This window comes from Aeromicrobium sp. 10G20-16 (genome assembly GCF_055809665.1).
In genome coordinates, this window is the sequence record NZ_CM147919.1 from 492,499 (window position 1) to 508,957 (window position 16,459).

19 protein-coding genes are annotated in these 16,459 nt (G+C 68.8%); 6 read left to right on the plus strand and 13 right to left on the minus strand.

All coding sequences use genetic code 11. The features are described from left to right. The first annotated feature begins 1 nt into the window (after position 1). Positions 2-772 carry an SURF1 family cytochrome oxidase biogenesis protein gene (locus AC0L5F_RS02490; protein ID WP_473315034.1) on the plus strand — a complete coding sequence of 257 codons (771 nt, stop codon included), beginning with the start codon at positions 2-4 and terminating at the stop codon, positions 770-772. On the opposite strand, the gene AC0L5F_RS02495 is transcribed toward AC0L5F_RS02490, so the two are convergent. The 9 genes from AC0L5F_RS02495 to AC0L5F_RS02535 form a co-directional block, all read right to left on the minus strand. Continuing rightward, a complete protein-coding gene (locus AC0L5F_RS02495) occupies positions 745-2,343 on the minus strand; it encodes an ABC-F family ATP-binding cassette domain-containing protein (RefSeq protein ID WP_473315035.1) in 1,599 nt (532 codons plus the stop codon). The genes AC0L5F_RS02490 and AC0L5F_RS02495 overlap by 28 nt on opposite strands. A gap of 397 nt (positions 2,344-2,740) precedes the next feature. Further along, a complete protein-coding gene (locus AC0L5F_RS02500) occupies positions 2,741-3,121 on the minus strand; it encodes a metal-sulfur cluster assembly factor (RefSeq protein WP_473315036.1) in 381 nt (126 codons plus the stop codon). Beyond that, entirely contained in the window at positions 3,118-3,585 is a 468-nt protein-coding gene (sufU, locus tag AC0L5F_RS02505; RefSeq protein ID WP_473316128.1) for a Fe-S cluster assembly sulfur transfer protein SufU, read from the minus strand. The genes AC0L5F_RS02500 and sufU overlap by 4 nt, the downstream gene beginning before the upstream one ends. A 13-nt stretch (positions 3,586-3,598) precedes the next feature. Further along, on the minus strand, positions 3,599-4,885 hold the full coding sequence (locus AC0L5F_RS02510; RefSeq protein ID WP_473315037.1) for a cysteine desulfurase: 1,287 nt from the start codon (positions 4,883-4,885) through the stop codon (positions 3,599-3,601). After that, positions 4,882-5,646, minus strand: a complete 765-nt coding sequence (gene sufC, locus AC0L5F_RS02515) for a Fe-S cluster assembly ATPase SufC (RefSeq protein WP_473315038.1) — start codon at positions 5,644-5,646, stop codon at positions 4,882-4,884. The genes AC0L5F_RS02510 and sufC overlap by 4 nt, the downstream gene beginning before the upstream one ends. A gap of 21 nt (positions 5,647-5,667) precedes the next feature. Beyond that, positions 5,668-5,985 carry a Rieske (2Fe-2S) protein gene (locus tag AC0L5F_RS02520; RefSeq protein WP_473315039.1) on the minus strand — a complete coding sequence of 106 codons (318 nt, stop codon included), beginning with the start codon at positions 5,983-5,985 and terminating at the stop codon, positions 5,668-5,670. Beyond that, the gene (gene sufD / locus AC0L5F_RS02525) at positions 5,982-7,154 is read right to left on the minus strand and encodes a Fe-S cluster assembly protein SufD (protein ID WP_473315040.1); all 1,173 of its coding nucleotides are present in this window, start codon (positions 7,152-7,154) and stop codon (positions 5,982-5,984) included. The genes AC0L5F_RS02520 and sufD overlap by 4 nt, the downstream gene beginning before the upstream one ends. After that, complete coding sequence (sufB, locus tag AC0L5F_RS02530) at positions 7,151-8,608, minus strand: Fe-S cluster assembly protein SufB (RefSeq protein WP_473315041.1); 1,458 nt, start codon at positions 8,606-8,608, stop codon at positions 7,151-7,153. Before sufB ends, sufD begins: the two co-directional genes overlap by 4 nt. After that, positions 8,605-9,294, minus strand: a complete 690-nt coding sequence (locus AC0L5F_RS02535; RefSeq protein WP_473315042.1) for a helix-turn-helix transcriptional regulator — start codon at positions 9,292-9,294, stop codon at positions 8,605-8,607. Before AC0L5F_RS02535 ends, sufB begins: the two co-directional genes overlap by 4 nt. A 79-nt stretch (positions 9,295-9,373) precedes the next feature. On the opposite strand from AC0L5F_RS02535, the gene AC0L5F_RS02540 reads away from it, so the two are divergent. After that, complete coding sequence (locus AC0L5F_RS02540; protein WP_473315043.1) at positions 9,374-10,426, plus strand: DNA polymerase domain-containing protein; 1,053 nt, start codon at positions 9,374-9,376, stop codon at positions 10,424-10,426. A 40-nt stretch (positions 10,427-10,466) separates the two neighbouring features. Here AC0L5F_RS02540 and AC0L5F_RS02545 read toward each other — a convergent pair whose 3' ends face one another. Next, positions 10,467-10,682 carry a hypothetical protein gene (locus AC0L5F_RS02545; RefSeq protein WP_473315044.1) on the minus strand — a complete coding sequence of 72 codons (216 nt, stop codon included), beginning with the start codon at positions 10,680-10,682 and terminating at the stop codon, positions 10,467-10,469. 55 nt (positions 10,683-10,737) lie between these two features. Next, on the minus strand, positions 10,738-11,403 hold the full coding sequence (locus tag AC0L5F_RS02550) for an aggregation-promoting factor C-terminal-like domain-containing protein (protein ID WP_473315045.1): 666 nt from the start codon (positions 11,401-11,403) through the stop codon (positions 10,738-10,740). 199 nt (positions 11,404-11,602) lie between these two features. Between AC0L5F_RS02550 and AC0L5F_RS02555 the strand changes: the two genes are divergently transcribed. Then, a complete protein-coding gene (locus tag AC0L5F_RS02555; RefSeq protein ID WP_473315046.1) occupies positions 11,603-12,376 on the plus strand; it encodes a GTP pyrophosphokinase in 774 nt (257 codons plus the stop codon). On the opposite strand, the gene AC0L5F_RS02560 is transcribed toward AC0L5F_RS02555, so the two are convergent. After that, positions 12,373-13,458, minus strand: coding sequence for an ATP-dependent DNA ligase (locus AC0L5F_RS02560; protein WP_473315047.1), 1,086 nt, complete (start codon positions 13,456-13,458; stop codon positions 12,373-12,375). The two genes, AC0L5F_RS02555 and AC0L5F_RS02560, sit on opposite strands and share 4 nt — an antisense overlap. Before the next feature lies 1 nt (position 13,459). Next, positions 13,460-13,795 carry a DivIVA domain-containing protein gene (locus tag AC0L5F_RS02565; RefSeq protein WP_473315048.1) on the minus strand — a complete coding sequence of 112 codons (336 nt, stop codon included), beginning with the start codon at positions 13,793-13,795 and terminating at the stop codon, positions 13,460-13,462. A gap of 64 nt (positions 13,796-13,859) precedes the next feature. Between AC0L5F_RS02565 and AC0L5F_RS02570 the strand changes: the two genes are divergently transcribed. Genes AC0L5F_RS02570 through AC0L5F_RS02580 form a run of 3 tightly spaced genes read left to right on the plus strand, consistent with a single transcriptional unit; the run spans position 13,860 to position 16,455 of the window. Then, on the plus strand, positions 13,860-14,780 hold the full coding sequence (locus AC0L5F_RS02570; RefSeq protein WP_473315049.1) for an ABC transporter ATP-binding protein: 921 nt from the start codon (positions 13,860-13,862) through the stop codon (positions 14,778-14,780). Next, complete coding sequence (locus tag AC0L5F_RS02575; RefSeq protein ID WP_473315050.1) at positions 14,777-15,550, plus strand: ABC transporter permease; 774 nt, start codon at positions 14,777-14,779, stop codon at positions 15,548-15,550. The genes AC0L5F_RS02570 and AC0L5F_RS02575 overlap by 4 nt, the downstream gene beginning before the upstream one ends. Then, a complete protein-coding gene (locus tag AC0L5F_RS02580; protein WP_473315052.1) occupies positions 15,541-16,455 on the plus strand; it encodes a COX15/CtaA family protein in 915 nt (304 codons plus the stop codon). Before AC0L5F_RS02575 ends, AC0L5F_RS02580 begins: the two co-directional genes overlap by 10 nt. The last annotated feature ends 4 nt before the right edge of the window (positions 16,456-16,459 follow it).

Below are 16,459 nucleotides of genomic sequence, written 5' to 3' on the forward strand. Positions count from 1 at the left end.
GTTGAATCCGCGATGGCTGGGACTTCTGGCCTTCGTGCTGGTGTTCGGCGCCGTCTGCTTTCGCCTCGGCATGTGGCAGATCCACCGTCTCGAGCACCGCCTGGACCGCAATCAGGTGATCACCGCCCACTTCACGACCGATCCGGTGGCGCTCGACACCGCCGCTCCAGCGGGCACCACGATCGACGAGACCAGCGAATGGACCCGGGTACGCCTGCGGGGCGTCTACGACCCCGATCACGCCGCCTCGGTCAAGTTCACCACCCGCGACAGCGCCCCCGGCGTCGACGTCGTCGTCCCCCTGCGCCTGGACGACGGGACCGCTATCTTGGTCGACCGAGGGTGGATGCAGACGCAGAACTCGAACCAGCGTCCTGAGCTTCCGGCTCCGCCCAGCGGCGAGGTCACCGTGCAGGGCTGGCTGCGGCAGGACAACAAGGCCGGCGGCGACGCGGTGCGGGTCTTCGACGGACAGGTGCGGGCGATCGACAGCACCGGATTCGGCGAGTCCGTTCCGTACAAGCTGCGTGACGGCTACGTCAACGCGCAGGACGAGTCACCGGCCGCCACGGCCACACCCGCGCTGGCCGCCGAGCCCGAGCCCGAGCTGGGGCAGGGACCGCACTTCTTCTACGCACTGCAGTGGTGGTTCTTCGGGCTGATCGGCCTCACCGGCTACATCTGGTTCGCCATCCAGGAGTCCCGCGACCGCAGGCGTGCGAGCACCAAGGCCCCGGTCGAGCCTCAGGCCAGGGCGACGAGCTCGGCGTAGGTGTCGCTCCAGAGGTCCTCGTCGCCGTCCGGCAGCAGCAGGACCCGGTCGGGCTCCAGCGCCGTCACGGCGCCCTCGTCGTGCGAGACCAGCACGATGGCGCCCTCGTAGGTGCGGATGGCCCGCAGCACCTCCTCGCGGGAGGCAGGGTCCAGGTTGTTGGTGGGCTCGTCCAGCAGCAGCACGTTGGCGCTGGAGACGATCAGGCTGGCGAGGGCCAGTCGGGTCTTCTCGCCACCGGACAGCACGCCTGCGGGCTTGGACGTGTCGTCGCCGCTGAACAGGAACGACCCGAGCACGCTGCGCGCCTCGGTGTCGGTCAGCTGCGGCGCCTGGGCCTGCATGTTCTCCAGCACAGTGCGTGAGGTGTCGAGCGTCTCGTGCTCCTGCGCGAAGTAGCCGATCTTGAGGCCGTGGCCGGGCATGATCTCGCCCGAGTCGGCGTCGAGCGTCCCGGCCAGCATGCGCAGCAACGTGGTCTTGCCGGCACCGTTGAGGCCCAGGATGACCACGCGGCTGCCCTTGTCGATGGCGAGGTCGACGCCGGTGAAGATCTCCAGCGAGCCGTAGCTCTTCGACAGGCCCTCGGCCATCAGCGGCGTCTTGCCACACGGCGCGGGCTTGGGGAACTTGATGTGCGCGACCTTGTCGTTGGCCCTCTCCCCCTCGAGCCCGGACACCATCTGCTCCGCGCGGCGCAGCATCTGCTGGGCCGTGGACGCCTTGGACGCCTTGGCACGGAACTTGTTGGCCTGGGTGGTCAACGCCTCGGCCTTCTTCATGGCGAGGGTTCGCTCACGCTTGCGGCGCTGCTCGTCGGCCTCGCGCTGCTTCTGGTAGGCCCGCCAGCCCATGTTGTAGATGTCGATGGTCGCGCGATTGGCATCGAGGTAGAAGACCTTGTTGACGGTCTCCTCGATCAGGTCGACGTCGTGGCTGATCACGATCAGACCGCCCGCGAAGTTTTTCAGGAAGCCGCGGAGCCACACCACCGAATCGGCGTCCAGGTGGTTGGTCGGCTCGTCGAGCAGCAGGGTGTCGGCGTCCGAGAACAGGATGCGCGCCAACTCGATGCGGCGGCGCTGGCCGCCCGAGAGCGTCGACAACGGCTGCTCGAGCACACGGTCCGGCAGACCGAGCGCCGTGGCGATCGTCGCCGCCTCGGACTCGGCGGCGTATCCGCCACCGGACGAGAAGGTGGTCTCCGCGCGGGTGTAGGCGGCCATGGCCTTCTCGGCGATGGCGGGGTCGGGAGATCCCATGTCGAGCTCGGCCTTGCGCATCGCGGTGAGCGCCTCGTCGAGCCCGCGTGCACCGAGGATGCGGTCGCGCGCCGTGGTGGCGAGGTCGCCGCTCTTGGGGTCCTGCGGCAGGTAGCCGATCTTGCCGGTGCCCGTGATGGTGCCCTCGGCAGGGTCGCCGTCGCCGGACAGCATGCGGGTGAGGGTGGTCTTGCCGGCGCCGTTGCGGCCGACCAGGCCGACCTTGTCGCCCTTGTCGACGCGGAAGGAGACGTCGGACATCAGGACACGGGCGCCGAAGCGCAGCGTCACGTTGCTGACGGTGAGCATGTGGAGACTTTCTGGTTCAGGGTGTGCGAATCGGGTCGAGGACGTACCTCGACATCACTCCCGCTGGTAGAAAGCCACGTCCTCACTGTACGGGTGCGGACCCCGATCCCCCGAATCGTCGGCCGTGAGGTGCCTCACCCGCCCCGCCGCACGCTCACGAGTCACGTAGATCCGCTGACGAGTCACGTACGTCCGCTGACGAGTCACGCAGGATCGCTCAGGAGTCACTCCGGTCCACCGACGAGTCATTCCGGTCGAGACCGACGGCCCAGACACGTCGGCCCATGGCCAGAACGGCGATCTGCGTGACTCGTCACTGGTCCTCGGTGACTCGTCAGCGATCCTGCGTGACTCGTCACCGGTCTGGCGTGACTCGTCGGGGGACGTACGTGACTCGTCAGCCGATGTTGAAGCCGAGGGCGCGCAGCATCTCGCGGCCGTCGTCGGTGATCTTGTCCGGGCCCCACGGCGGCATCCAGACCCACTCGATGCGGAAGTCGTTGACGATGCCGTCGAGAGCAGCGCGGGTCTGGTCCTCGATGACGTCGGTGAGCGGGCAGGCCGCCGAGGTGAGGGTCATCGAGAGCACCGTGTTGCTGTGCTCGTCGACCTCCGCACCGTAGACGAGTCCGAGGTCGACGACGTTGATGCCGAGCTCGGGGTCGACGACGTCCTTCATCGCCTCGATGACGTCCTCCTGGGTGGTGGCGCCGCTGCCGGCCCCGGACGGGGTGCTGGTGTCGACGTCGGGCAGGTCGGAGTGGTCGATCTGGCTCATGAGGTCTCCTCTGAGGAATCGTTCGGGGCAGATGGGCTGGCTTGGAGAGTGGCGTCCTTGAAGGCCATCCAGGCCAGCAGTGCGCACTTGATGCGGGCGGGGAACTTGGCGACCCCGGCGAAGGCGATGCCGTCCTCGAGGACGTCCTCGTCGGGCTCGAGCTGGCCCTTGCTCTGCATCAGCTCGGCGAACGCGTCGAGCACCGTGGTGGCCTCGTCGACGGTCCTGCCGTTGACCAGCTCGAACATCACCGAGGCGGACGCCTGGCTGATCGAGCAACCCTCCGCGGCGTACGAGACGTCGCTGACGGTGCCGCCGTCGAGATGGACCCGCAGGGTGATCTCGTCACCGCAGGTGGGGTTGACGTGGTGCACCTCGGCCTCGAACGGCTCGCGCAGACCGGAGCCGTTCTTGGCCTTGTAGTGGTCGAGGATGATCTCCTGGTACAGGGAGTCGACATTCATCGCGTCCGTCACGTCAACCTCCGAAGTACGTCTTCGTGTGGTGCAGGGCATCGACCAACGCGTCGATCTCCTGCTCGGTCGTGTACAGGTAGAACGACGCCCGGGTGGTGGCCTGCACGCCGAACCGCAGGTGGGCCGGCTTGGCGCAGTGGTGACCGGCACGCACGGCCACGCCGCGCGAGTCCAGCAGCTGGGCGATGTCGTGCGGGTGCACGCCGTCGAGGGTGAAGCTGATGGCTCCCCCGCGGTCGACGGCCTCCCGGGGCCCCACGACGGTCAGGCCGTCGATCTGCTGCAGGGCGCCGAGCGCGTACGCGGTGATCTGCTGCTCGTGGGCCGCGATGTTCTCCATCCCGATGCCGGTGAGGTAGTCGGCGGCCGCCGCCAGACCCACCGCCTGCGCGATGGGCGGGGTGCCCGCCTCGAACCGAGCCGGCGGACGAGCGAACGTGCTGCGCTCCATCGTGACGGTCTCGATCATCTCGCCACCGCCGAGGAACGGCGGAAGCTCAGCCAGCAGGTCGTAGCGACCCCACAGCACGCCGATGCCCGTGGGTCCGACCATCTTGTGGCCGGTGAACGCGACGAAGTCGGCTCCCAGCGAGGCCAGGTCGACCGGCAGCTGCGGGACGGCCTGCGACGCGTCGACGACCACCAGGGCGCCCACCTCGCGAGCGCGCGCGATGACGGTCTCGAGCGGGTTGATCGTGCCGAGCATGTTGGACACCCAGGTCAGCGAGACGACCTTGGTGTGCTCGGTGATCAGCGTGTCGAGGTTCGACAGGTCGAGGCGGCCCTCGTCGGTGACGCCGAACCAGCGCAGCGTGGCGTGCGTGCGGTCGCACAGCAGCTGCCACGGCACGATGTTGGAGTGATGCTCCATCTCGGTGATGACGACCTCGTCGCCGACACCGATGCTGTGCTCGCTGCCGGGAGCAGCGTCACCCAGGGTGCGGGCGACCAGGTTGAGCGCCTCGGAAGCGTTCTTGGTGAACACGACCTCCTCGCGCAGCGGCGCACCGATGAACTCCGCGATGCGGGTGCGGGCGTCCTCGAACGCCTCGCTGGCCTCGGCGCCCAGCTGGTGCATGGCACGGGCGACGTTGGCGTTGTGCAGCCGGTAGTGGCGCTCGATGGCGTCGATGACCTGCTCGGGCTTCTGCGACGTGTTGGCGCTGTCGAGGTAGACCAGCGGCAGGTCCCCGGCCAGGCGACGACCCAGGATCGGGAAGTCCTCCCGGATCCTGTCGACGTCGTACGCCCCCGCGTCGTGGGTGGTGGCGCCCTGGGTGACGGTCACGCGTCCGCAGCCGCCTTCGTGTACTTGTCGTAGCCCTCCGCCTCGAGCTGGTCGGCCAGCTCGCGGCCGCCCTGCTCGGCCACCTTGCCGTTGACGAACACGTGGACGAAGTCGGGCTTGATGTACTGCAGGATGCGCGTGTAGTGCGTGATCAGCAGCACGCCGCGATCGCCCTGGTCGCTGTAGCGGTTGACGCCCTCGGAGACGACGCGCAGAGCGTCGATGTCGAGGCCGGAGTCGGTCTCGTCGAGGACGGCGAACTTCGGGTTCAGCAGCTCCAGCTGGGCGATCTCGTGGCGCTTCTTCTCGCCGCCGGAGAAGCCCTCGTTGACGCTGCGCTGGGCGAACTCCTTGTCGAGCGTGACCCGCTCGAGCGCGGAGTTGACGTCCTTGATCCAGGTGCGCAACTTGGGCGCCTCGCCGTCGATGGCGGTCTTGGCGGTGCGCAGGAAGTTCGCGACCGAGACGCCGGGGACCTCGACGGGGTACTGCATCGCGAGGAACAGGCCGGCGCGGGCACGCTCGTCGACGGTCATGGTGAGGATGTCCTGGCCGTCGAGCGTGATCGAACCGCCGGTGACGGTGTACTTGGGGTGGCCGGCGATCGTGTAGGCGAGGGTGGACTTGCCCGAGCCGTTCGGGCCCATGATCGCGTGCACCTCACCGCTCTTGATGGTGAGGTCGACGCCCTTGAGGATCTCCTTGTCTCCGTCTTCGGTCTTGACCGAGACGTGCAGGTCCTTGATGTCGAGGGTTGCCATGTGGTGCTCCTGTGCTGGAAGTCAGAGGTCGACGAGGACGGTGTCGCCCTCGACGCGGGTGGGATAGGTGGGGACCGGCTCCACGGCCGGAAGGTTGAGCGGCTTGCCGGTGCGGGCGTCGAACAGCGACCCGTGCAGCCAGCACTCGATCTCGCAGCTGCCCGTGCCGACGGTGACGTCACCCTCGGACAGCGGAATGGCGGCGTGCGAGCACTCGTCGCGCAGGGCGTAGACGCCCTCGCCGTCACGGACCAGGGCGATGTCGACGCCGTCGAGCTCGACGGCCAGCACCCCACCGACCGGGAGGTCGGCGAGGTCGGCGGCGGTCTGGAAGGTCATGCCGGCTCGCTGAGTCGCCCGACGTGCTCGGCCAGCTCGTCCTCGATGGAGGCCACGAGGCGCTCCTCGAGCTCGGGCACGCCGATGCGGCGGATGATCGAGTTGAAGAAGCCGTGCACGACGAGGCGACGAGCCTCCTCCTCGGGGATGCCGCGGCTCTGCAGGTAGAACAGGTGCTGGTCGTCGAAGCGGCCGGTCGTGGACGCGTGGCCCGCGTCCTCGATGTCGCCGGTCTCGATCTCGAGGTTGGGCACGGAGTCGGCCTTGGCGCCGTCGGTGAGCACGAGGTTGTCGTTGCTCTCGAAGGTCGTGATGCCCTCGGCCTCCTTGCGGATCAGCACGTTGCCGACCCACACGGTGTGCGCGCCCTGGCCCTGGAGCGCGCCCTTGTACTCGACGTTGCTCTGGGTCCGCGGAGCCGTGTGGTCGATGAACTGACGGTGCTCGATGTGCTGGCCCTCGTCGGCGAAGTAGACGCCGAAGACCTCGGCGCTGCCGCCGGGACCGGCGTAGTCGACGTTGACGTTGGTGCGCACGAGGTCGCCGCCGAGGCTGAACTCGAACAGGCGCACGGTGGCGTCGCGCCCCACGCGCACGTTGTACTGCGCAGCGTGCACGGCGTCGTCGTTCCAGTCGTTGACCGTGACGATGTCGACCTGCGCACCGTCGCCGACGATGACCGGCACGAATGCGTCGTAGACGGCGCTGCCGACGTGGTCGATCACGATGGTGGCCGTGGCGTGGGTGCCGATGCGGATGGCCGTGTGGCCCCAGACGGTCTGCTCCGGCGACGTGCCCGTGAGCGTGAGCCGCACGGGCTGGTCGAGCTCGGTGTTGGCAGGAACGTCGAGCAGCGAGACGTCCCCCGCGTTGGCCACCGCGAGCGCGCCGAGGCGGTCGAACGGTGCCGACACGTCGAGGGCCCGGGCGTCGTCAGCGCTGATCGAGGTCAACGTGGCGCCGGTCGGGATCTCCTCCTTGCGGTCCAGGCGGGCGTCCGACGGCGTGCCGTCGAGCAGGCCACCGAGGCGCTTGAGCGGCGTGAAGCGCCAGATCTCCTCCATGCCCGTGGGCACGGGGTGGGCCTCCACGTCGTACGTGGGCTCGGGATGCAGGTGCGACTCCACGTGCTCCAAGGCGGAACTGATGTTGGGTTCGACCATCGTCATCCGACTGCACCCTCCATCTGGAGCTCGATGAGGCGGTTCAGCTCGAGCGCGTACTCCATCGGCAGCTCGCGGGCGATGGGCTCGACGAAGCCGCGGACGATCATCGCCATGGCCTCGTCCTCCTCCATGCCGCGCGACATGAAGTAGAAGAGCTGGTCGTCGCTGAGCTTGGAGACCGTGGCCTCGTGGCCGAGCGTGACGTCGTCCTCGCGGACGTCGACGTACGGGTAGGTGTCCGAGCGGCTGATCTGGTCGACCAGCAGCGCGTCGCACTTGACCGTGCTGGCCGAGCCCTCGGCGCCCTCGAGCACCTGCAGCAGGCCGCGGTAGGACGTGCGTCCGCCGCCACGGGCGACCGACTTGCTCAGGATCGAGCTGGACGTGTTGGGGGCGGCGTGCACCATCTTGGCGCCGGCGTCCTGGTGCTGTCCCTCACCGGCGAACGCTATCGACAGCGTCTCGCCGCGTGCGTGCTCGCCCATCAGGTACACGGCCGGGTACTTCATGGTGACCTTGGAGCCGATGTTGCCGTCGACCCACTCCATCGTGGCGCCCTCCTCGCAGACGGCGCGCTTGGTGACCAGGTTGTACACGTTGTTCGACCAGTTCTGGATCGTCGTGTAGCGGACGCGGGCGCCCTTCTTGACGATGATCTCGACGACCGCGGAGTGCAGCGAGTCGCTGGAGTAGATCGGCGCCGTGCAGCCCTCGACGTAGTGCACGTACGAGTCCTCGTCGGCGATGATCAGCGTGCGCTCGAACTGACCCATGTTCTCGGTGTTGATGCGGAAGTAGGCCTGCAGCGGGATGTCCACGTGGACGCCCTTGGGCACGTAGATGAACGAGCCGCCGGACCACACGGCGGAGTTCAGCGCGGAGAACTTGTTGTCACCGACCGGGATGACGGTCGCGAAGTACTCCTGGAAGATCTCCGGGTGCTCCTTGAGCGCCGTGTCGGTGTCGAGGAACAGGACACCCTGCTCCTCGAGGTCCTCGCGGATCGAGTGGTAGACGACCTCGGACTCGTACTGGGCGGCCACGCCGGAGACGAGGCGCTGCTTCTCGGCCTCGGGGATGCCGAGCTTGTCGTACGTGTTCTTGATGTCCTCGGGCAGGTCGTCCCACGTGGCGGCCTGCTTCTCCGTGGACCGCACGAAGTACTTGATGTTGTCGAAGTCGATGCCGCTGAGGTCCGAGCCCCAGGTGGGCATGGGCTTGCGGCCGAACAGCTTGAGGCCCTTGAGGCGCAGGTCGAGCATCCACTCGGGCTCGCTCTTGAGGTTCGAGATGTTGCGCACCACGTCCTCGCTGAGGCCGCGCTGGACGGTGGCGCCGGCGTCGGTCTTGTCGGACCAGCCGAACTCGTAGCGGCCGACGTCCTTCAGGCCCGGGTTGGCCTCCAGGACCGCGTTGGGGGTCTCGGTGGTGCCTGTCTCGTGGCTCGTCGTGGTCATGACGTGCCCCTCTCTGCTTCGGTGGTTCGTGGCAAGTGGGTCGTGCAGACGCCGTCGCCGTGGGCGATGGTCGCGAGTCGCTGCACATGGGTGCCGAGGACGCGAGAGAACATCTCGGCCTCGGCCTCGCACATCTGGGGGAACTCGGCGGCCACGTGGGCCACCGGGCAGTGGTGCTGGCACATCTGGGCGCCGGCCGGGGTGGAGCTGACCGAGGCGGCGAAGCCCTCGTCGGTCAGCGAGCTGGCCAGGACCTCGGCGCGGTCGGCCGGATCTGCCTGCTGCAGCAGGGGGCGCACCCGCTGCTCGAGATCGGCCATGCGGTGCTGCGCGAAGGCGGTGACGGCTTCGTCGCCGCCGGTGTCTCGCAGGAACCGCAACGCCTCGGCGGCGAGGTCGTCGTAGGACTGCTCGAACTGGTCGCGACCCGATGCGGTGATGGCGAAGACCTTGGCCGGACGGCCGCGTCCACGCTGGGCACCGACGCGCTGGTCACGCGCCTCGACCACGCCGTCGGCGATCAGGTGGTCGAGGTGACGACGCACCGCAGCGGGCGTGATTTGCAGCTTCTCGGCCAGATCGGCGGCCGTGGACGGCCCGCTGACGAGGATGATCTGCGTGACGCGGGTGCGCGTGGGGGCGTCGGCCACGTCGTGCACCGGCGCCTCTCGCTCCTCGACCCGCATGTTTTTCACAACACCAGTGTGCCGTTAATGCTTCCGCGCGTTCAAGCAAGGTCCCCCTTACCCGCACTAGGCTGCCGACATGGCGTCGGACGCGGTGATGGTGCAGGCAGGAGACCGCGAGGTGCGTGTGTCCAGCCCGGATCGCGTGATCTTCGAGGATACGGACTTCTCCGCCCAGGTCACCAAGCAGATGGTGGCGCAGTACTACGCCGACGTGGGCGACCACGTCCTGCGGGCGCTGAAGGACCGCCCCGTCACCCTGGAGCGGTGGCCCAAGGGAGTCCGCGAGGGCATGGAGCTGTCCACTCGCCAGGACGGTCGAGGAGCCGATGCGTTCTACCAGAAGCGCATGATGCGCGGCGCCCCCGACTTCATCGAGTCGGCACGCGTGAACTTCCCGTCCGGTCGCCGGGCCGACGAGCTGTGTGTCACCGAGGTGGCCTCGGTCGTGTGGGCGGCACACATGGGGGCCGTGACCTTCCACCCGTGGCCCACGCGGCGCGACGACAACGACCATCCCGACGAGCTGCGCATCGACCTCGACCCGTTCGGCAGCACGGGGTTCGTCCAGGCCCGCGACGCGGCAGCGGCCGCGAAGCAGATCCTCGACGAGCTGGGCGTGCGGGGCTTCGCCAAGACCAGTGGCAACCGCGGTGTCCACGTGTACGTGCGGATCGAGCCGAGGTGGACCTTCACCGACGTCCGGCACGCGGCGATCGCGTTCGGCCGCGAGCTCGAACGGCGCGCCGACGGTGTGACCACGGCCTGGTGGAAGGAGCTGCGCGGCGACAACGTCAGCGTCGACTTCAACCAGAACGCCCGCGACCGAACGATCGCGTCGGCCTACTCGATCCGGCCCAAGCCCGGCGCTCCCGTCTCGATGCCGTTGACCTGGGAGCAGCTGGCCGAGGTCGACGACCCGCGCGAGTTCACGGTGCACACCGTCCCGGGCCTGCTGGCCGACCGCGGCGACGCGATGGCCGAGATCGACGACGTCGCCCACTCGCTCGAGCCGTTCCTCGACCTGTGGCGGGCCGATCTCGAGCGCGGGCTCGGCGAGGAGCCCTACCCCCCGGACTACCCGAAGATGCCGGGCGAGCCGAAGCGCGTGCAGCCGTCGAAGGCTCGCTGACTCGTCGAGCAAGGTCGACGCCTTGCCTCGTTCCGTGGAGCTAGCGCGCGGAGGCGGCGGCGCGCTTGGACCGGAGTGCGACAACCAGCGTCGCCATGGCCGCCCCGAACCAGGCAAGGATGACGACTCCCAGCAGAACTCGCACCGGAGTCGAGAACGCAGCGGGATCAACGACACCGACCCAGTCCAGCACCGTCAGCACCACGTAGGGGACCGTCAGGATCTCGAAGATCTGGCGAGCGCGAAGGTGCGGCATGCCTGCCATGATCGCACGGCCAGGTGCGGCACGGCCCGCGTCGACACCTGAACGATCAGTACCAGCCGTGGCCGGACTTGAAGGACGCCGCGCCACACGGAGATCCGTAGGAGCGCTGGATGTACTTCAGGCCCCAGCGGATCTGGGTGACCGGGTTGGTCTGCCAGTCCTTGCCCTCGGTGGCCATCTTGGCGCCGGGAAGAGACTGCGGGATCCCGTAGGCGCCGGACGACGGATTCGCGGCCGCGTAGTTCCAGCCGCTCTCGCCGGTCCACAGCTGGTCGAGGCAACCGAACTGACCTGCGCCCCAGCCGAAGTCGGCGAGCATGGCGCGCGCGACGGCCTGCGGGTTCTGCTGGGCCTCGCGCAGCTCGCGACGCTTCTTCTCCTTGGCGGCCTTCTTCTTGGCCAGGTCGGCTGCCTCGGTGACCTGATCGACGGCCACCTGGGCGGTGTCCTCGATGGAACCGAGCCCCGGGCGCTCGGCGTCGCGTGAGACGTCGCCGTCCAGGTTGGAGCCGGCGGCCAGCGGTGGCTCGCCGGCGGGGACCGACATGGCCGCGTCAGACGTGTCCGCCACGAACGACTGCGTCGCGACGGCACCGGCCGACAGCAGGAGTCCGCCGATGGCACCCACCGCGAGGCTGCGGTGGGACGGGCGCCGCCGTGATCGATGCTCGGTGCGCGGGGTGGCGCGATGGCGGGCTGATGCGTGGGACATGCGTGAATACCTCAAGGTCGACGACATCTCGGCCTCGAAGGCCTTTCGCGACGTTACGGAGCGAGCCTGAGAACACGGGGGTCTCGCGCTCAGGATCGGTATGGCGTCGACCACGTGGCACGGGTCACGTCCGGGCGCCCTTGGTCGGTCCAGGAGCGTGCACCGACGACGCACAGCATCGTCTGCCTACAGTGACCGGGTGGACGACACACCTCGCGGGCTCGACCTCGGCCGACTCATCGAACAGGTGGAGCCTGGCGGTGACCTGAACCAGCTGCGGCAGGACTTCACCCGCTTCATGATGCGGTACCGCTTCGGGATGGACGAGATCGTCACCAAGCTGACGATCCTGCGCGACGAGTACGCGCATCTGCACGACGAGAACCCGATCGAGAACATCTCCTCGCGGCTCAAGCGGCCCGAGAGCATCCTGGAGAAGATGCAGCGCAAGGGCACCGAGCCCACCTTTGACTCGATCGCGCACACCATCACCGACATCGCCGGCGTGCGGGTCGTGTGCAGCTTCGTGTCGGACGTGCGGCGGGTGTTCGACCTGCTGTGCGGTCAGTCCGACATCACCGTGATCGACGTCCGCGACTACATCGAGAACCCCAAGCCGAACGGCTACCGCAGCCTGCACGCCCTGCTCGAGGTGCCGGTGTTCCTGACCGACGGGACCGAACCGGTCACCGTCGAGGTGCAGATGCGCACGATCGCGATGGACTTCTGGGCCAGCCTGGAGCACAAGATCTTCTACAAGTACCGCGAGGACGTTCCGCAGTCGCTGCTCGACGGGCTGAAGGAGGCGGCCGAGTCCGCCACCGTCCTCGACCACCACATGCAGGACCTGCACACCGAGATGAGGACGGCCGGCGCACTCCCCCACGCGCTCGAGTCCGAGCTGCGGTCCTCGGACTCCCTGGTGCCGGACGAGACCTTCCTGCGCCGGTTGCACCAGATGGGCGACCGCTAGCTCAGGATCTGCCCGAGGTCGTACGAGGCGACCTCCTCGAGCTGCTCGTACGTGCACGACTGCGGCTCACAGTCCTCGCGCCATCGCTTGAACTGCGCGGTGTGCCGAAACCGCGTGCCCTCCATGTGCTCGTACCCGACCTCGGCCACCAACGTGGGGGCGATCGTGGCGAACGACAGGTCCTTGGTGCCGGACCACCGGCTCTGGCCGCCGGGGAGCCGATCGCCCGCCTGCGCGGCCGCGTCCTGCCACTCGCCCCACGGATGCTCGTCGAGCGACACCCGCATCGCGTCGAGCTGGTCGAACAGCTCAGCGCGCCGTGTCTCGGTGAAGGACGCCGCCACCCCGACGTGCTGGAGCCGGCCGTCCTCGTCGTACAGGCCCAGCAGCATCGAGCCCAGCAACGGACGCTCGTCGGTCGACGTCTTGTGCAGCCGGAAACCCGCGACGACGACGTCGGCGGTGCGCGCGTGCTTGATCTTGAGCATCGTGCGCCCGTTCGGCGCGTAGGGCTTGGACAGGGCCTTGGCCACGACGCCGTCGAGCCCGGCTCCCTCGAAGATGCCGAACCACTGCTCGGCCTCGGCCGCGTCGGTCGTCGTGCGCGTGACGTGCACGGGCGCCGACGCGTGGGCCAGAGCCCGCTCCAGCTCGGCGCGGCGCTCACCGAACGGACGCTCCATCCACGACTCGTCACCGAGCGCGAGCAGGTCGAACGCGACGAACGACGCCGGCGTGGTCTCGGCGAGCATGTCGACCCTGGACGCGGCCGGGTGGATGCGCTGCGACAGCACGTCGAACTCCAGCCGACCATCGACGGCCAGGAAGATCTCGCCGTCCACGACGATGCGGTCGGGGAGCTCGCGGCGGAACGCCTCGACCAGCTCGGGGAAGTACCGCGCCAGGTCCTTGGTGGACCGACTGCCCAGCACCACCTCGTCGCCGTCACGGAACACCACGCAGCGGAAGCCGTCCCACTTGGGCTCGAACGACAGACCGCCCGCGACCGAGTCAGCCGCGGGCACGCCCTTGACCGACTTCGCCAGCATCGGCTTGAGCGGCGGCATCACGGGCAGGTCCACGTCAGCCCTTTCGGCCGAAGATCCGCGACATGAGCCCGCGTTGCCTCTCCACCACCGCAGGACCGGAGGCGGTGTCGCGCGCGCGGACCTGACGAGGTGGCGTCTCGCCACCGCTGGCCATCCGCTCGAGGAACCTGTCGACCTCACCCATCTCGTAGCCCTCTCGCAGACGCACCGGGGTGAACCTCGCCTGATCGACCATCGGTCGTAGCGCCTGGCCGCTGTCGGCCGCCACGGCCAGCCGGTCGAGAAACGCGTCGACCTCAGCCATGTCGTAGCCCTCCCGCAACCGCACCGGCGTGAACAACACATCGCGAATCTCAGGACCCAGGCTCATGCCCGGATCCTAGCGATCACGACGTGCGCGGAGCGGCGTTCTGGCCGAGACCTACACTGATGCGGTGAGCCAGCCCGCCGTGGAGGTCGTCGACCTCGTCATGCGCTACGGCTCCATCACCGCGGTCGAAGGGCTCTCGCTGAGCATCGAGCCGGGCACCATCACCTCGATCCTCGGCCCGAACGGCGCCGGCAAGACCACCACGATCGAGACGTGCGAGGGGTTCCGCGAACCCCAGTCCGGCACCGTGCGCGTGCTGGGTCTGGACCCGAGGGCCGACGCCGTGGCGCTGCGCCCACGCGTGGGAGTCATGCTGCAGAGCGGCGGCGCGTGGTCCGGTGCACGCGCCCACGAGATGGTGCGCCACATCGCGTCGCTGCACGCGAACCCGCTGGACGTCGACCTGCTGATCGAGCGGCTCGGCATGCAGCACTACGGCCGTACACCCTACCGCCGACTGTCCGGCGGGCAGCAGCAGCGCCTCAGCCTCGCGATGGCGGTCGTGGGACGTCCTGAGCTGTTGTTCCTCGACGAGCCCACTGCGGGCCTCGATCCTGCTGCGCGCCACGCCACGTGGGACCTGATCAGCGAGCTGCGTGGCCACGGCGTCACCACGGTGCTGTCCACCCACTTCATGGACGAGGCCGAGGCGCTGAGCGACCGCGTGCACATCGTCGACCACGGCCGGGTCATCGCCCAGGGAACCGTCGCCGAGCTGTCCCTCACCGGCGCGCAGAACACCATCCGGTTCGTGGCCCGCTCCGGTCTGGACGTCGAGTCACTGATGCGGGCGCTGCCGCACGACACCAAGGTCGACGAGGCCACTGCCGGTTCCTACGTGGTCACCGGCGAGGTGGACCCGGCACTCCTCGCCGCCCTGACGGGGTGGTGCGCCGACCACCACGTGCTGATCGACTCGGTGCTCGTCGAGCGGCAGAGCCTCGAGGACCGCTTCCTGGACCTGACCGGGAGGGCCCTGCGGTGAGCCTCGACCTGTCACCCCGTCCCGGCGCCGCGCCCTACCCGGCGATGCTGCGCAGCCAGGCGCTGATGGAGCTGCGCCTGCTGGTGCGCAACGGCGAGCAGATGTTGCTCGCCCTGGTCATCCCGCTGCTGCTGCTGGTGCTGGGCGCCAAGGCCACGGGCATCGTCGAGCTCGGTGCAGGGCGGCCCATCGACATCATCACGCCGGGCATCCTCGCGCTGGCGGTGCTCTCCACCTCGTTCACGTCGTTGGCCATCGCCACCGGGTTCGAGCGACGCTACGGCGTCCTCAAGCGTCTCGGTGCCTCTCCCCTGCCCCGATGGGGTCTGCTGGTGGGCAAGGTGGCCGCCATCGTGGTGGTCGAGATCGTGCAGCTGGCGGTCCTCTCCACGGTCGGGCTGCTGCTCGGTTGGGAACCATCGGGCGGTCTCGTCGCGGTCGCCCAGATGCTGCTGCTCGTGGTGCTCGGCACGGCCGCGTTCGGGGCTCTCGGACTGCTGATCGCCGGCACCCTGCGCGCCGAGGCCACGCTGGCCGTCGCCAACCTCGTCTACGTCCTGCTGCTCGTCGGCGGCGGACTCCTGGTGCCGTTGTCGCGCTATCCGTCCGGTGCGAGCCGTGCCCTCGAGCTGCTCCCGTCGGGTGCGCTCGGGCAGGGCCTGCGCGACACCTTCGCCGGGCTCGGACCCGATCCCCTTGCGCTCGTCGTGCTCACCGTGTGGGCAGCCGGCGCCGGCCTGCTCGTCTCGAGGACCTTCACATGGGAATGACCCTGATCCCCAACCCGCTCGACCGCACCCATGATCGCCGCACCGTCGCGTGGTGGGCCGGCGCAACCCTGGTCGCCAACACGCTGATCATCCTGACCGGGGGGCTCGTCCGCCTCACCGGATCGGGCCTGGGCTGTCCCACCTGGCCGCGGTGCACCGAGGAGTCGTTCGTCCCGCACCGCGAGCTGGGATTCCACGGCGTCATCGAGTTCGGCAACCGCATGCTCACCTACGTGCTGATCGGTGTCGTCGTCGCGATGGTGTTCGCGGTCTGGCGCTGGGCCGGCACGTCGCGCTCGCTGCGGCGGCTGGCGGTCGTCATCGCCGCGGGTGTGCCGTTCCAAGCAGTGATCGGCGGCATCACGGTGCTGACCGACCTGAACCCGTGGGTCGTGGCGCTGCACATGATCTTGTCGATGAGCCTGGTGGCGCTCTCGGTGTGGCTGCTGCTGCGCGTCCACGGCGACCAGCCGCGTGCTTCGCGGCTGCCGCTGGTGATGCTCACCTACGTGGTCACCTGGGTCGCGGTCTACCTCGGCACGGTCGTCACGGGTGCCGGACCCCACGCAGGCGACGTGGATGCCCCGCGCAACGGTCTGGACCCGCAGGTCATGAGCCACGTGCACGCGGCCAGCGTCTACGTGCTGGTGGTGCTCACCGCCGTGACGATCTGGAAGTCGTCCGGCACCGTGCAAAGGGCGGCCGTGGTGCTGCTGGTCGTCGAGCTGGCCCAGGGTCTGATCGGCTTCGTGCAGTACTTCACCGGGCTGCCGATCGCCCTCGTGGCGATCCATCTGGTGGGTGCTGCGGTGCTGGTGGCTGCCTCCACACGGCTGCTGCTCACTCCGGCCGACGCCGGCGACCCGGTGGCGCCGGCTGTCCACGAGGACTCCTCACTACGCTGAGACC

Bases quoted from the DNA above. Each gene is read 5' to 3' on its own strand.
- AC0L5F_RS02495 (WP_473315035.1), bottom strand. From the start codon at position 2,343: ATGCTCACCGTCAGCAACGTGACGCTGCGCTTCGGCGCCCGTGTCCTG.
- AC0L5F_RS02500 (WP_473315036.1), bottom strand. From the start codon at position 3,121: ATGAGCCAGATCGACCACTCCGACCTGCCCGACGTCGACACCAGCACC.
- sufU (WP_473316128.1), bottom strand. From the start codon at position 3,585: ATGAATGTCGACTCCCTGTACCAGGAGATCATCCTCGACCACTACAAG.
- sufC (WP_473315038.1), bottom strand. From the start codon at position 5,646: ATGGCAACCCTCGACATCAAGGACCTGCACGTCTCGGTCAAGACCGAA.
- AC0L5F_RS02520 (WP_473315039.1), bottom strand. From the start codon at position 5,985: ATGACCTTCCAGACCGCCGCCGACCTCGCCGACCTCCCGGTCGGTGGG.
- sufD (WP_473315040.1), bottom strand. From the start codon at position 7,154: ATGACGATGGTCGAACCCAACATCAGTTCCGCCTTGGAGCACGTGGAG.
- sufB (WP_473315041.1), bottom strand. From the start codon at position 8,608: ATGACCACGACGAGCCACGAGACAGGCACCACCGAGACCCCCAACGCG.
- AC0L5F_RS02535 (WP_473315042.1), bottom strand. From the start codon at position 9,294: ATGCGGGTCGAGGAGCGAGAGGCGCCGGTGCACGACGTGGCCGACGCC.
- AC0L5F_RS02540 (WP_473315043.1), top strand. From the start codon at position 9,374: ATGGCGTCGGACGCGGTGATGGTGCAGGCAGGAGACCGCGAGGTGCGT.
- AC0L5F_RS02545 (WP_473315044.1), bottom strand. From the start codon at position 10,682: ATGCCGCACCTTCGCGCTCGCCAGATCTTCGAGATCCTGACGGTCCCC.
- AC0L5F_RS02550 (WP_473315045.1), bottom strand. From the start codon at position 11,403: ATGTCCCACGCATCAGCCCGCCATCGCGCCACCCCGCGCACCGAGCAT.
- AC0L5F_RS02565 (WP_473315048.1), bottom strand. From the start codon at position 13,795: ATGAGCCTGGGTCCTGAGATTCGCGATGTGTTGTTCACGCCGGTGCGG.
- AC0L5F_RS02580 (WP_473315052.1), top strand. From the start codon at position 15,541: ATGGGAATGACCCTGATCCCCAACCCGCTCGACCGCACCCATGATCGC.